Source organism: Paenibacillus sp. MY03 (genome assembly GCF_002165585.1).
GTDB lineage: Bacteria > Bacillota > Bacilli > Paenibacillales > Paenibacillaceae > Pristimantibacillus > Pristimantibacillus agaridevorans.
In genome coordinates this window covers 1-16,036 of record NZ_MXQD01000075.1, presented here as the reverse complement: position 1 = coordinate 16,036, position 16,036 = coordinate 1, and the positions used below count along the sequence as shown (strand labels likewise).

The following is a 16,036-nucleotide window of genomic DNA, read 5'->3' as shown; positions in this document are numbered from 1 at the left end:
GAATCAGTCGTTACGCAACGACTTTGGGCGGCAGGCATGGATGGTATTCAGGACAATGACAATCTGTACTTCTATGCGGTCATGGTATCGATCAACGGAGACGGTTCGGTTCGCAAAGGCCCGTTCTACACGTTATCAGGCATCAAGCAAGCTGAGGGCTGGCGGGTTCCTGACGATTTGGACGATTATTTCGGCCTTCACATTCCTTATCGCAGCGCAGAGTTTCCGGTGGATGTCGTCGCTAAAACCGTCAATGGCCGAATCATTCAAAAGTCGGATGTAACGTTCTTAAAGGGCAAGTACAAAATCGGGGAAACGGTTGACCATGAGTTTCCGGCGACACTAAACGATGGTGAAAAAACGTATCGGATCGTCCGTTCCTACTTGTCTCCCAAGCAGGATACAACACAGAAGAAGTGGTTGCAGGAAAATCCCGAAACCAACGATAAAGTCCGTATTCGAAGCTTCACGGTCGCACTGGGTGGCTCGAATGCGATTGCCGAATATGAGGAAGCCGCAAGTCCTGTGAAGGCTGTCTACCAGCAGGAAGACGGCACAGTGCTGCAGGAGGTGGATAAGGGCGAGTTCGCGGCAGGCTCAGAGTCGAATCACACCTTTGAGGCTACGATCACTAAGGGCGGGCAAACGTATAAAATTATTCGCTCCTACATTACGAGCAACAGCAATTTATCCGAGAAGCTATTCATTCAGGAAAAGGGCGACAGCAAGCTGCGCGAGCGATCCATTCTAGTCGGCCCGAGCGGCTCCAACTTTGTCGGTATCTACAAGGTGCCTTCGCCCGTTACGGTGACCTCCCGCATCGACGCGCCTGGGCAGGCGGCTTCAACGGAAACTACAGTTACGGGAGATTTTACGTTTGAAGCCAAGTCGCCAAGCCAGCTTGCATCGTACCGGATTACGAGCATCGAAAACGCCCAACTGGTCAACGCCAGCCAGCAGACCGGCACACTGAGCGGCACATCGGCCAGCAAGTCGCTGCCGATTCGCATTCCGCTTGGCAGCAGCGATCAAGTCACCGTTAAAATTACAGTCGTGGTGACAGATAAGGACAACCAGAAGGGAGATTCGACCGCCGATCATACAGTACTGATCAATCGAGGCGGAGAGCCTCCACATAACGGCTCCGAGCAGCAGCGCGAAGACATGGATGCATCGGCATCGGCGGTGATTAAGGCAGATGTGCGAGGAGCAGAACGTTTTGATGTGAGCAAGGGCATCCCGACTTCGGAGAGCCTGTACGTGAACGCTAGAGCCAAAGCTTATTTGTACCGGAACCAGTTCACGGAGATCAAAGGAACGAAAACGTATCCGATTACGGTCAGCCGCACCTACTCGTTGTCCTGGACCGAGTATGTCTCCGGCCCTCCGGACAGTAAGGGCAACCCGACCACTGTGCCGGTACCGCGTTCGGATTCGCAAACTGTTACCCAAAGCTATACGGTGGAGCGCAAGTATAGCTTCTGGCTCATCGACCGGCTGGAGGTATACGGTTTGCAGCGCGCTGAGGTAGCTAACTATGCCTTGCCGGGTGGCAGGGTGACGCTGCAACCAAGCGGCTATGCGCCGCCAACCGTTTCGGCCAGTCATGAGGTATCCGTCTCTGCGCATATGACCGACCCGGTGTATCGCAACGTAACCTTGCCCATTCAATCGCTGAACGGCGGCTCCATCCGCCCGTCAGTGCCAACCGAGAACTGGAAATCGGAGGCGGAGCAGGCGGTCGGGAAGATTAAGGTGCGAAACGATTCGCTTGTTTTTAACGGACAGACCATCATGAATAACGGCACAGTGGAAGAAACAGCCCCAGCTCCGGGCGTGATTCCAGTTGCGCCCATGATCGGGCAAAACGTGTTGTACGGCAGCGGGTTTGTCATTGATTCGGGCAAAAGTAACAAGGCCGCGCAACCAAGCAGCGGAACGCTCTCCTATGAGCTGATTAAGGGCATTGGCGGCGGCAGCAATCAAACCTTCCAGATTTCCGGCATCAATCCGGTGACGGTGCATACGCCGGTTGTGAATAGGGCCACCATCTCCGACGATCAGGCGCATAACCAGAGGACGGTGCCGACCTCCGGGCGTTCGGCGCTCATTTTGAATCGACCCTTTACCGTAACCAACCCGACCAGCGGGGAGCACCGGAATATAACAGGCTATGGCAACCGAGATTATGCGAAGTACCTTCGGGACAAGCAAGTGCGATTCCCCTTCGATGTGTACAAGGCCGACCGAACCACGCTGATCCCGAAGGAGACCTGGACGTCGATTCCGGTCGGCCAGCTACAGACAACGTTTTATTTGCCCGTTTGGGTAGACGAGGGGAATTATGATGTGCTGTTCCGCTCCTTTGCCGAAAACAGCCCGGCATCATTTACCTCGCAGCCGAATGCCAATCTGGATGTGAGCCATCATATCGCCACGCAGGTGGTGCCGGTCGAGGTGATTGGCCGTTTATTTGATTTCCGCATCACCGATATTGCGGACTACCAGTGGGAGACCGTGTTCCGCACGGCAAAGGGTAGCGCCACGCCAACCGGCAACAGCTATTGGGTGGGCTCGAAGGGGATTGACGGTGCAGCGCGTGGCAATACAGCTCCTTACGTGCTGCCCATTCGTCCGGGCAGCCACCCGGAGATTGGTAAGAAGAACATCGCGATAAAGACAGGCTATCATTTCAAATATGAGGTCAAGACGCTTGGCAATATGTTTGCTGCAGGAGACGGCATCCTAATTACGCCAACCTTCTATTTCGTGGACAAAAAAGGGCAGAACCGCCAGCCGGTGGACTTGTATTATCACTCAGGCAACAAACGGTTTATTCGCATTGGCTCTGCGGAGGACACGGAGCAGCGGCTGGTGACGCTGGATACCCGGCTACGTAATGTCCCGCAGCAAGAACTAACGAATACCGCGGGTTCCCTCTGGGGGCTAAGTGGTGCTACGGGTAATCTGACCACGTATGTGCAGCAGTTTTTAAAAGATGCGGCGCAAAAGAAGATTTACGTTGGCGGTTATGACGGCGTGTTGCTGCCGCAGCAGCTTCGTACCTTCATTGGTAGCATGCAGGTGCCAAACGGCGTTGATACGGCGCGAGCGAATGCGGCCGTTCAGCTTTGGCGAGGGGAATATAGCTTGCCTGCTGCACCGTATGCGGTGCCTGCGGGTTTTAATGTGGCCGAATACGGACGTAAGCACAAGCTGGATAACCAGTCTCCAATTTTCCTGCGCGATGGCTATCTGATTGTTAATTTCAACATCGAGACCATACGCAACCGAAATACCAGCCAGCCGCATTTGCAATACAAAAACGCACCGCTGAACAACCAGTGGCAAATGGAGGGCTTTGGCCGTAGTTTTGTCGATCCGTACGGCGCAAGGTTTTCCTTGCTGGATGGCGACGTAGCGTTTTATCATGCCGATCTGTCCAGCTACGACGATTTCGGAGCGGGCGGCACCCACTGATTTCACCAAGCGGGAGGGATGAATATGATTGAGAAGCTGCAAAGCGCCGCTCCCGAGGAAGTGGCCTATTTTTATTCAGGTTCGGCTGAGAATGAGATGGGGCGTTCCTGCATCGGCCACTTGCGAGGGGATTTCGGGCGCTCGGGCGAGGAGTTTTGGGTGTCCTGGTTTCCGCGGAACTCCCCCTTTGAAACGCCAGCCTTTAAGGACGAATTGGGCAAGGTGTTTCAGGCGATAGGTGATCAGGATGTGCTGAAAAGCCGTCAGCATATGCTTCACTTTTGCAGCAAGCACCCGGAGGCGCGCATTGCCGGGGCAAGGAGCACGGACGTATACGGCTTTCGCATGGAGACAAAGGAGCATCGCTACTATTTGCGCTGCTTCCCCTTTGTTGGAGATTACAATTTTTACCTGTATTGCTACGCCCGCCCGGAGCGAGTGGCTGAGCAGCATCGGCAAGCGCCTGCCGCTCCTGCATCGCAGAAGAAAAAGAAGGAGCCGCAACGGTAGGAGGACGCCATGAATGATTTGACACGTTATCGGCTACTGGCGGATACCGATCTTTCCCCAGCGGCCAAGCTGCTGTACAGCTATTTGCTGGATTTGGCGGGTGGACAAAGCAGCACGGTATGGCTTTCCTCCCGCCGCCTCGCGGCAGAGGTTGGTCTTTCGACCTCTGCTATCCGCCGCAACCTGCATCGTCTGGAGCAAAATGGATTGATTCAGCTTACCTCGCACTATTCCGAGGAAGGCATTCGATTGACCAACAAAATAACGATCCGGTAAGGAGGTGTTTCCATGACAGCCAAGCTGCAGCGCATGGTCGAGCTGTCGGCCCTTACCTTACAGGCGCTGGTGAACGATACCGGACAATGGGCCGATTTTTTGCGCACCGCCGCATGGAACTACAAATATCCGTTTCAGGATCAATTGCTAATCTACGCGCAGCGTCCCGATGCCACCGCCTGTGCTCCGATTGAAGTGTGGAATAAAAAGCTGAACCGCTGGGTTAGACGTGGTGCGAAGGGCATTGCGCTGATTGAAGATCGGGGCAGCAGCCTGGGACTGCGCCATGTGTTTGACGTGACGGACACGCAAAGCCGCCAGTCTCAAGCCGTGCCGCTCTGGCACATGGATGAGGCGGATACGAAGGCTGTCCTTGAAACGCTGGAGAACGCCTTTGGATACGAACAAGAGCAGGGTATGGATCTGCCCGGCTCCCTGCTCACAGCGGCGCGGAACGCCATGGAGGACCACAGCGCCGATTATGTCCAGATGCTGCTCTCCGAGTGCGATAACAGTCTGCTTGAAGAACTGGATGACGCGCATGTGGAACTGCTGTTCCGGGAAGCTGCGCAATATGCCGTCACCTATATGACAATGGTTCGCTGCGGGCAGGAGCCGTCCCCTTATATTAGTACCGATGACTTGTCTGGTGTCGGTTATTTTAATACCCTGCCCGTACTATCGCATTTGGGAGCCGCGATCAGCGATGTGGCGGAAACGATTCTGCGGGAAATCGAGTCCACCATCCGGGCGCAGCGCCGCGAAAACATACGAAATCAGATGCTGGACCCAAGCCGCACCGTTGCAAGGCCAGAAACGCTACTGCACAATGAAGCTAAATCACGCGAAGGAGAGATGGAGCATGGAGCTGACCTACACACAGAACGGGGATTACCTGCTGCCGGATCTGGTACAGCCGGAGTCGATGAGCATGGGGAAATACGGCCTGCTGCGCAAGACGTTTCTGAAAACCGAGCGGAAGGGCACCTACGCCCACCTGATGCTCTCGGAACAGCTACACCAGCATCTGGCGGAGATCGACCGGACAGCGAGGGAGCAGATCGAGCAGACCTTAGCACAACTGTTGATGCAGCACCCGGCACCGGACAAAGCAACCGATCCGCTGGGCTGGACGGGTCACCTGAACAATCTGAAGCAACAAGCGGAGGAACTAATTCTGACCGAACTAGTGTATCGCTAAAATGGCATGACCGGGGAACGGAGGACAATCGTCTTCCGTTTTTTCATGACGGAAATCAGATCAACGATATACTGCGAACTGCGCCGCTCCTTGTGAGCAAGACGGAGGTCGCCGTTTTTTTTGAAAGCAGCGATGATGCGCGTGAACGTGCGCATTATGTGAGAAGCTTGTTTCCGCAAGGAATAACGGAGCTGGAGCTAGAGCCGGATAACTGGCTTGGTGTGGAGCCTTATCAAAATGTACTGCATATCTGGACGGGCAAGTCAGACAGCAGAACGGCGCAAGGGTTCTACGATTGGGGCGTCATTGCCAGTCATATCCATAGCATGCTGCTACTGAAGGAATGGGATCAGATGCAGCAACCGTCTGCCGCGCAGCAAATGATGTGGCTGGAGGAAGCGGCGGAGGCTCATTCGTCTGCTTTTATCTGGCCGCAGGTGGTCATAGATGCCGTGCTGCAAAACGGAAGCGGCATTGAGAATGGCAAGCTGCGAATTGCCCTTCATTTTCAACAATCGCTGTCGGCGCAGGACAATGCTGAGTTTTTGAAACGTGAATATGGGACAGGCGGTCGCGTTCCGGCCTTGATCGGTACGAATATTCATGAACATCACGACAGTAAGGGCATTGCGTTGGAGCGCGGGTTTCGAGCGGCTGAGGAAGAGAAGCTGGTACTGCCCTGGATGAAAGTGCAGAAGCGGATCGGTGAGCTGTTGGCGGCTGGACGATATTTGAACCGCAGGGAAGTAGAGCAACTGCCTGTGTATGCCGAGCAACAGGCGGAGCAGCGCAGGCAGCGCGAGGCCGAGATACGGGAACGGCGCTCCTTATTGCCGGAGCCACCGCCAGATGTCCCGCCGCTTGACCGGATGAAGCTGCGCTATGCGTATGTCGAAGGCAACTCCGTCTTCATCGGAGCGGATGAATATGAAATCGCTCAGTTGGAGCCTGAAAAGCTATGGTTACAGGATAAGCAGTTCCCGCTGTTTTCAAAGGAACTCAGCCGGAGCGAGATGGAGCGCCTGCTGCGCGACAATCCGCTGAATGATCATTTGATGACCGATGAACCGTTGTCCGAGGTTGAAGCTGAGTTGTGGGAGAGCGTGGATACGGAAGGTCGAGTGGAGGAGTCGGAGCAATCTCAAGGACCGTCTTCACAGGTTGCATTCCCTCATACTGAATCCAATGAAGTTCCTGCTGCGTCTGTTCCAGAATCTGTCCTCCACTCACGTCAACCGGCAAGCAATTATCGCATTGTGGACGTTTCCTTGGGGCATGGTGGTGCCAAAACGAAGTTCCGCCGTAACGTGGAAGCCATCCGGCTGCTCCAGCAGTTGGAGGAGGAAAACCGCCAGGCAAGTGCGGAGGAGCAAGCGCTGCTGGCGCATTATGTCGGCTGGGGCGGTATTCCACAGGCGTTTGATGACGCCAACAGCCAATGGACTGCGGAATATGCCGAGCTGCAGGCACTGTTAACCCCGGAAGAGTTTGCGTCCGCCCGCGCCTCAACCTTGAATGCCCACTATACGTCCCCTATCGTTATTCAGGCGATGTATGAATGCCTGGAGCAAATGGGCTTTCGGCGCGGCAATATATTAGAGCCTTCCTGCGGGATTGGTCATTTCTTTGGTCTGGTGCCGGAATCGTTTCAGGATTCGCGGCTATTTGGCGTGGAACTCGATGGCCTGACCGGTCGAATCGCCCAGCAGTTGTACCCGCAAGCGTCGATTGCGATCAGTGGATATGAGCGGACAAATTTGCCGGACAGCTTCTTTGACCTGGCTGTCGGCAATGTGCCGTTTGGCGGCTACGGTGTGTCGGACAAAAAGTATGACAAACACAAGTTTTTGATACATGATTACTTTTTTGTGAAGACACTTGATAAAGTGCGGCCAGGCGGCATCATGGCCTTCATTACCTCCAAAGGAACGATGGACAAGCAAAATCCGGCGGTGCGTCGCTACATCGCGGAACGGGCGGCCTTACTTGGGGCGGTGCGTCTGCCGAACAATGCGTTTCTGGCGAATGCCGGAACGGAAGTGACCGCAGACATTCTATTTTTGCAAAAACGGGATCGCATGGTGACGGTTAATGAACAGAACGAGCCGTGGCTGGCATTGGCCGAAACGGCGGATGGCGTGCCGATCAACGCCTACTTTGCCGCCCAGCCGGATATGGTGCTGGGCATGATGGCGTTTGATGACAAAATGTATGGCAATCGCGAGGAAACGACATGTCGACCGTACACGGATGCGCCACTCGATGAGCTGCTGCGCGAGGCGCTGGCCAACATTCACGCCGAATGGGTGGAGGGAGAACGCGAGGAGCAGCCGGAGGAAGCGGATGCCTCGCTACCTGCCGATCCAAATGTACGCAATTTCAGCTTTGCACTGGTGGAAGGAAAGGTCTATTTCCGCCAAAACAGCCTAATGCATCCGGTCGAAACCTCGGCGACAGCGACGGGGCGTATCAAGGGGCTGATTCAACTGCGCGACACGGTGCGCGACCTGATCGAGTTCCAGACCGAGGATTACAGTGAGGAAGCCATTCGTGAGCAGCAGCGCAAGCTGACGGTGCAGTATGATCGGTTTGCGGCGCAGTATGGGCTAATTAACAGCCGCGCTAACAGTCTCGCCTTTTCGGACGACAGCGCCTACTTCCTGCTATGCTCGCTGGAAATCCTTGACGATGAAGGGCGCATGCTGCGCAAGGCAGACATGTTTACGAAGCGCACCATTCGGCAGCGGTCGCTGGTAGAGCGAGTGGATACCCCCTCCGAAGCATTGGCGGTATCCATCGGTGTCAAGGCGCGGGTGGATTTGGCCTATATGAGCGAGCTTAGCGGTATCCCTGAAGATAAGCTGGTAAAGGAACTGCGCGGTATCATCTTCCCCAATCCCGAGCAGATGGACGAGGACGGAGAGCCGGTCTACGAGACGGCGGACGCTTATTTATCTGGTCATGTACGCGACAAGCTGAGAATTGCCATGTCATTCGCAGCCCATGACGCGGAACGGTATACCGAAAACGTCTTGGCGCTGGCAGCGGTTCAGCCGCCGGATTTGACCGCTTCCGAGATCGATGTCCGGCTGGGGGCGACCTGGCTGCCTTCCGAGGTCATTCGCGATTTTATGTTCGAGCTTCTGGATACGCCTCCGATGTTCCGGCCTACCATTCAGGTGTTCTATTCTGATTATACAGCGGCGTGGAACGTACGGGGTAAAAACGACGATCGTAGCAACAACATCAAGGCTAACGTCACCTATGGCACCGAACGAATCAACGGCTACAAAATTCTGGAGGATACGCTCAACCTGCGGGATGTACGCATTTTCGATACGGTGATTGAAAATGGCGTGGAAAAACGGGTGCTGAACCGGAAGGACACGGCTATTGCCCAGCAAAAGCAGGAGCTAATGAAGGAGGCATTTGGCGAATGGCTGTGGCGAGATCCGCAGCGCCGCGAACGGCTGACGCGCCTCTACAATGATCGGTTCAATGCAATCCGGCCGCGGGAGTATAATGGTGGCCATATTCGCTTTACTGGCATGAACCCGGAAATTCGGCTCAGGCAGCATCAGGTCAATGCCGTTGCCCGCGCGCTTTACGGCGGCAATGCGCTCTTTGCCCATTGTGTCGGCGCGGGCAAGACGTTCGCGATGGCCGCAGCGGCAATGGAGAGTAAGCATTTGGGCTTGTGCAACAAGAGCATGTTCGTTGTCCCGAACCATTTGATTGAGCAGTGGGCGGCGGAGTTTTTGCAGCTTTACCCTTCCGCCAATGTGTTGGTGACGACAAAAAAGGATTTTGAGACGAAAAACCGTAAAACGTTTTGTGCCCGCATTGCCACTGGAGACTACGATGCAATCGTTATCGGTCATTCGCAATTTGAGAAGATTCCGATTTCCATGGAGCGACAACGGCAGCAGTTGGAGGAGCAGATCTACGAGATCACCGGCGGTATTCGGGAATTGAAGGAAGCTAAGGGCGAGCGCTATGCGATCAAGCAAATGGAGAAGACGAAGAAGACGTTACAGGTCAAGCTGGAGAAGTTGAACGACACAAGCCGTAAGGACGATGTGGTGACGTTTGAGGAATTAGGCGTGGATCGGCTATTCGTGGACGAGGCGGATTCGTACAAGAACCTGTTCTTATACACGAAAATGCGCAATGTTGCCGGGCTGTCACAAACCGAAGCACAGAAATCATCGGACATGTTCATGAAGTGCCGTTATCTGGATGAACTGACCGGAGGGCGTGGCATCATCTTTGCAACGGGAACGCCAATCTCTAACTCCATTACGGAAATGTACACGATGCAGCGGTATTTGCAATACAAGAGCCTGCAAAAGCATGGCTTGCAGCATTTCGATTCTTGGGCGTCCACGTTTGGCGAAACCGTCACGGCAATTGAACTGGCTCCAGCAGGAACAGGCTATCAGGCGAAAACGCGCTTTGCACGCTTTTATAACTTGCCTGAGCTGATGAATATGTTAAAAGAAGTGGCCGACATTCAAACTGCAGATATGCTCCAGCTCCCGGTTCCGAAGGCGCATTTTCATAATGTGGCTGTCCCGCCAAGCGAGTTTCAGCGCGATATGGTTGCCGATCTTGCCCGCCGCGCGGAACAGGTTCGGGCCAAGGCAGTTGAGCCGCACGAGGATAATATGCTGCTCATTACGAATGACGGGCGCAAGCTGGCGCTTGATCAGCGGCTGGCGAATCCACTGTTGCCGGATGACGAGGGCAGCAAGATTAGCGCATGCGTGAATAACATTTACCAGCATTGGCAGGAGGGGCATCAGCAGCGGCTCACGCAACTGGTATTTTGCGATTTGTCTACCCCGAAGGCGGATGGAGCGTTTAATGTCTATGATGAGATCAAGCACAAACTGCTGGAGAAGGGTGTTCCGGTGACAGAGATCGCCTACATTCACGATGCCAATACGGATGCGCAGAAGAAGGAACTGTTTGGCAAGGTACGGACGGGTCAGGTTCGCGTTTTGCTGGGATCGACGTTTAAAATGGGAGCCGGCACGAATGTCCAAACGAAGCTGGTGGCCATTCATGACCTTGACTGCCCTTGGCGACCGAGAGATTTGGAACAGCGTTTGGGTCGGGTGATTCGTCAAGGAAACCAAAATAGTGAAGCCTATATCTACCGATACGTGACGGAAAATACGTTCGATGCGTACCTGTATCAGACGCTTGAAAACAAGCAACGCTTTATTTCGCAAATTATGACGAGCAAGTCGCCGGTTCGCTCTGCGGAAGACATCGATGAAGCGGCGCTCTCCTATGCCGAAGTCAAGGCGCTGGCGACCGGCAATCCGTTTATAAAAGAGAAGATGGACTTAGATATTCAAGTGTCTAAGCTCAAGCTGCTCAAGGCCAACCATCTGAGCCAGCGTTATGCGCTGGAGGATCGGCTGCTCAAGCTGTTGCCGCAGCAGATCAAGTCGACGGAGGAGCGGATCGCTGGGTATGAGCAGGATGTGGCCTTGTATATGCGTCAGGATGCCGAAAGGATAGACGGTGAAGAAGTCGCCTTTGCCGGAATGACGATCAAGGAGTTCACGTATAAGGAACGGGCATCGGCAGGCGCTGCATTGCTGGAAGCCTGCAAGGGGATGATTTCTCCTGATCCGCAGGAGATCGGCCATTACCAGGGCTTCTCCCTATGGCTTTCATTTGACAGCTTCAACAAGGAGTACAAAGCAACCTTGCGCGGCGCACTGGGGCATCATATTTCGCTTGGAGCCGATGCAAGTGGCAATCTGACTCGGCTGAATAATGTGCTTGTTGGATTGCCGGAGAAGCTTGCCTATTGCCGCGATCAACTGACCACACTCCATAAGCAAATGGAAACGGCGAAGGCGGAGATTGCAGCTCCCTTCAAGCAGGAGTTGGAATTGCAGGAGAAGTCAGCGAGGCTGACGGAGCTGAATGTGCTGCTGAATATGGATAAGCGGGAGAACGAGATGATAGAAGCTGGAGGAGCGGACGAAGAACCGGGGCTGCTGGAGCGAAGGAGAATGAATCGGCAGGAACGCTGAGCGAACGGATCGTGTGAGCTTTCGGTGGGCGAAGGAAACAAAGAAAATACCCTCTCTTGATCATGGCAGGTTCGCGCGCTACGCCCGAATCGGGTATGTTGGTTAAGGGAGGGAGCGTGCATGGAAAAGGAATGCTGGCAGCAGTTGGAGCAAAGCTTTGACGTTTTGGAGAATGAAATCACCCGGCGTTTGCGCGGTGAAGAGGCTTATATGATGTGGGTTCAGCGGAGAGTCGAGATTCAAGTGCAGCATCCGTTTGTAAAGAGCGTGATGGATGGCGATGCTTGTGTTTTTCCAAGCGACCAGGATTATCAAGCATGGTTGGAGATTCAAAAGACGTTAGATGAAACGGTACGCCTGGAACGAATGGCGCTTTATTGGCAAGGGCATGCAGATTGCTATGCATACCTGAAAAAATTAGGGGCTCTCTAACCATAGAGATTACATGTGATGAGCCTGACAAGTCTGTTGCCGACTGGTAACAGGCTTATTAACGTTTTTCTCAGTTGTGTGCAAATTGTGAATAACGTTGGGGATAAGTGTTGCCGGTTGTTGAGCAGGATGAAAGGCCGGAAAGGAGTGAGTAGATGGCCTATGTAAGTAAAGAACAAATCGAACTTGCCAAGCAGTGGGACTTGCTAACGTATTTACAGCATGTCGAGCCTTACGAATTGGTGAAGTGCTCACGAAATGCTTATGCGACCCGCAGTCATGACAGCTTAAAGATTTCCAACGGCAAGTGGTTTTGGTGGTCGCGTGGGTTTGGGGGGCGCACGGCGCTGGATTATCTCATTAAGGTGCGGGGAATCTCCTTGCCGGAGGCAGTGCTGCATCTGAACGATCAGCACACACCATCGTCCTCTCCGGCAGCACAAGTTATCCGGGAGGATGGGGCTAAGCCATTCGCGCTTCCCGAAGCCTATGAAAATGCAAGCCGAGTGGTTGCTTACTTGCACGGGCGGGGGATTTCCCACGAGGTGCTTGAGGTGTGTCTTGAAACGGGGCGTCTGTATGAAAGTCGGAACTATCACAATGCTGTATTTGTCGGCTTTGATGAGCATGACGAGCCTCGATACGCGGCGATTCGCGGAACGACAAGCACTCGCTATATGTGCGAAGTACCGGGCAGCGATAAGCGCTATGCCTTCTCGCTTCCAGCAGCAGAGAACAGCACTGAATTGCATTTGTTTGAGAGTGCCATTGATCTTCTGTCCTATTGTACATTCATGTTGAAGTGGGGAAAGGACTGGCGGCAAGTCCATCTTCTGTCGCTTGCGGGGATATACCGACCCACAGAGAATAAGGAAGGGTCGATACTTCCGGCTGCTCTTCTCTCCTATCTTGATCGCCACGCGGATGTAAAGCGACTGGTGCTGCATTTGGACAATGATGAACCGGGACGCTTGGCAGCAGAGATGATCGAACAGCAACTGGCTCAGAGCTATCAGTTGGAGAATGAACCACCCGTGCAAAAAGATGTAAATGAGGACTTGATGGCGTACAAGAAACAACGTGAATATCCATCAAGATAGCGTGTGTTGTACAATGGCATGCCAACTCATCATTCGCAATAATAAAATAGTATCCATTTCAGGGGAGGACTGAGCATGCAGTCGAGAAATGAAAACGAGTAAGGCGAGACAAGTTGGGATACGGAGAAGATTGAAGCGGCAGTGGTGGAGGCAGAGGAGCAAGCTGGCAGCGACAAGACACGCCATGATCATCATCAATTCATGCGTGAGGCGCGTCGCAAGATCAATCAAAAAGAACGTTGCGCAAGGGTGTTGTAGAATCCTGAACTGGATGAGGGCTTCACAAAGACGTTGGCCGCACGTCCTAATGAGGTTGTCTTTTTTTTGGTTTGTTACGTGATGTGAATAAGGAGCAGCCGGAAAAGGAAAAAGTGAAACATCGACGCGGCAGCGCACATGCCGTTGCCAACACCATGTCTCGGTATGGACGAGTTCATACCGACTATATTATCGACATTATTCGCCTTTATCTCCTATAGACGTCAATGGATAAACTTCCTACAATAAACAATTATTCCAGAAATATCTTTTGTGCATGAATCTTACTCAAATAATAAGGGAACGGAGGGAGAAATGATACTGGTAATTACATTAAAATCTGACGACGTACCGGATTCGAAGGTGAGCACTGTATAATCATAAATAGGTTTCTTTCCTGTTAGATTCATTCAAATTTCTAAACAAATTTTTTTCTGAGGAGCGAAGAATTATGAGAAAGAAAAAGCTGGTTGCCTACGGACTGGTGTCTGCTGCATTGTTATTTGGTGCTACAGCAGCCTCATATAGTTATGTCTCCGGGCAAAATAATGCTGTGACAGAACTAGGTGTTGGTAAATATATTGTTACTTCTAATAATATTATTTCTACGACACCATCATCAGAGGAACAGAGAATAGCTAGTCAACTAAGAACAGAACTCATTGAAAAAGGAGAAAATGTTGATGAGTCCGCTTCATTTAATCTTAAACCAGATTCCTCATATCCTGCTCAGAAGATTTTCTCCATTAATGATACGACAAAACAATCGAGCAATCTAAATGATGAAACAACAATCCTTCAATATACAGTAAAAAATCCGTCTGGAGTAGAGTCAGTCCGAAATTTATACCTTCATAAAGTAGTCACACAAAATGGAGTAGAACTTGTTCCAAATAATACAACGGCTACTCCTGCATTGATCCCATCACCCGATGGTGGAAAATACTTGTTCGAAGATATGAATTCTATATTTACAATTGATACTAAATCTTTGAGTGTTACACAAATTACTCAAGATTATGTTGACGGATATGACAAAAACAAGTTACACAATGAACTTAAGGAGAAAGAGCAGTCTTTATTCAGGGCAACTAATCCTGTTTGGAGTCTGGATGGTACTCAAGTATCTTATCTATCTAATAGAACTGCGGTTGATAATACCAGTATGGAAATTTGGGTTATCGATCTTTTGAATGGAACAGAAAGGAAAGTATACAGTAGTACACAACCTGTTGGTACATTTGGTTGGACGAGTACAAAAAATCTTATTATATGGGAAGACTCCCATGACGGATCTTTATATTCAATTAAGGAACTTTCACTCAAGGGTGAAACTTCTCCAGCATTGCTTGAAAATGTAGATATCAAAGATCTATCTCGAGATGGAAAGAAATTACTTTACTCTCCTAGCAGACCTAGTAAAGATTTTTGGGTTTTTGACATAGAGACAAAGGAGAAACATCAAATATTATCAGTCGGAACAGGGATTCAATTCGATCCAACTGCCAAATTCTCACCAGAGGGAGACAAAGTAGTTGCCTTAGAGTTCGCGGGTACGAAGGGAGAACGAATTGTGTATGTTACAGATATTGGAGTTGGAAGTACGCAGACATTTGGATCCTCAGATAACGAAATATATACCGCAACACCTGATTGGGTGAATAACGATACATTATTATTAAATGTTGAAAAATCAGGTGAGAGCAATGCGAAGTTGATATCTGTGGAATTGAGAGGTGAGGCTAATGAATAAAAAATTATCGCTGTTTCTTTTCATAACGTTAATATCGACTATATTTACAACTTCTGTATCGGCTACTTATAATATTAGGTTTGGCGGAGTTGGCCCGGGGGCTGGAACACTAAATTTAGCCACTCCAATCACCGGATATCCTGATGTGAATTCTCAATGGAATCAACCACGTCTAGTAGATGGTTCTAACCCACATCAAGGAGTCGATCTTTATGCAACTTCAGGCACTCGAGTTAATGCAATATGTAATGGATTTGTTACATATCAAAATGATACTACAGCCTATGAATTAGCTTTGAAATGTGATGTTAATGGTGATGGTTTAAATAATGACAATTTGGAAATTTATTACGATCACCTGGATGATGTTGGTTTTGTTGGTACGTCTAGCACCAATCTCGTAACGAAAGGAACTCAAATTGCTGAGTCGGGAAATGAAGGCGGTAAAGTTGGCGCACATCTCCATTATGGTACAAGAACAAGCAGATCAGGTACTATGGTTTGGACGAGAACTGAGCCCTATTATAGATGGACTAGTAATTGGAACTATGGTCGTGATTTAGATTTTATTTCACTTGTGACTTGGACTAATAATGTCGCTAAGGTTGTAGCTTATGAAGTGGATTCAGGGGTTAAATCATCTCTCAACTCAAATTCGGTTACCTTATACCATAGAAAAGATGGAACATCAAATTGGATTAGTGTACAAATGACAAAATCGGGTGATAATTTCTCTTACGACTTGAACAATGTTTACACTACATCTGAAGTGGTTAATTGGATGGTAAAAGCTGACAACCCCCATACAGCTGCAACTTATAAGTCTGCTTTTATGATACCGAAGTATGACCAACCAAGTTCTAATCCTAATTCTACATCTAACAAATATGATTATTACAAATGTACAATGGGTGGAAGTGCATGTACCGCAATAGTTACACTGGAGTTGTCAAAAAAAGTGCAGTTTGAA

General features: G+C 51.0%; 10 protein-coding genes. 9 read left to right on the top strand and 1 reads right to left on the bottom strand.

All coding sequences use genetic code 11. The features are described from left to right. Nucleotides 1-36: 36 nt before the first annotated feature. Genes B1748_RS34310 through B1748_RS34300 form a run of 3 tightly spaced genes read left to right on the top strand, consistent with a single transcriptional unit; the run spans nt 37 to nt 4,266 of the window. A complete protein-coding gene (locus B1748_RS34310; protein ID WP_087572475.1) occupies nt 37-3,480 on the top strand; it encodes a DUF5704 domain-containing protein in 3,444 nt (1,147 codons plus the stop codon). A gap of 24 nt (nt 3,481-3,504) precedes the next feature. Beyond that, complete coding sequence (locus B1748_RS34305) at nt 3,505-3,990, top strand: hypothetical protein (RefSeq protein ID WP_087572474.1); 486 nt, start codon at nt 3,505-3,507, stop codon at nt 3,988-3,990. 9 nt (nt 3,991-3,999) lie between these two features. Continuing rightward, the gene (locus B1748_RS34300) at nt 4,000-4,266 is read left to right on the top strand and encodes a helix-turn-helix domain-containing protein (RefSeq protein ID WP_087572473.1); all 267 of its coding nucleotides are present in this window, start codon (nt 4,000-4,002) and stop codon (nt 4,264-4,266) included. 147 nt (nt 4,267-4,413) lie between these two features. On the opposite strand, the gene B1748_RS37780 is transcribed toward B1748_RS34300, so the two are convergent. After that, nucleotides 4,414-4,839, bottom strand: a complete 426-nt coding sequence (locus tag B1748_RS37780; protein WP_256976110.1) for a hypothetical protein — start codon at nt 4,837-4,839, stop codon at nt 4,414-4,416. A 64-nt stretch (nt 4,840-4,903) separates the two neighbouring features. On the opposite strand from B1748_RS37780, the gene B1748_RS37880 reads away from it, so the two are divergent. The 6 genes from B1748_RS37880 to B1748_RS36640 all read left to right on the top strand — a co-directional run. Beyond that, the gene (locus tag B1748_RS37880) at nt 4,904-5,467 is read left to right on the top strand and encodes a TnpV protein (protein WP_306299356.1); all 564 of its coding nucleotides are present in this window, start codon (nt 4,904-4,906) and stop codon (nt 5,465-5,467) included. A gap of 326 nt (nt 5,468-5,793) precedes the next feature. After that, a complete protein-coding gene (locus B1748_RS37875) occupies nt 5,794-11,523 on the top strand; it encodes a helicase-related protein (RefSeq protein WP_306299357.1) in 5,730 nt (1,909 codons plus the stop codon). A 120-nt stretch (nt 11,524-11,643) separates the two neighbouring features. After that, entirely contained in the window at nt 11,644-11,955 is a 312-nt protein-coding gene (locus B1748_RS34290) for a hypothetical protein (protein WP_087572471.1), read from the top strand. A gap of 155 nt (nt 11,956-12,110) precedes the next feature. Beyond that, on the top strand, nt 12,111-13,055 hold the full coding sequence (locus tag B1748_RS34285) for a DUF3991 and TOPRIM domain-containing protein (RefSeq protein ID WP_087572470.1): 945 nt from the start codon (nt 12,111-12,113) through the stop codon (nt 13,053-13,055). Between the two features lie 709 nt (nt 13,056-13,764). Further along, a complete protein-coding gene (locus B1748_RS34280) occupies nt 13,765-15,066 on the top strand; it encodes a TolB family protein (RefSeq protein WP_087572469.1) in 1,302 nt (433 codons plus the stop codon). Continuing rightward, on the top strand, nt 15,059-16,036 hold a 978-nt coding region (locus tag B1748_RS36640; RefSeq protein WP_143810455.1), incomplete at its 3' end, for a M23 family metallopeptidase. The genes B1748_RS34280 and B1748_RS36640, both read left to right, overlap by 8 nt.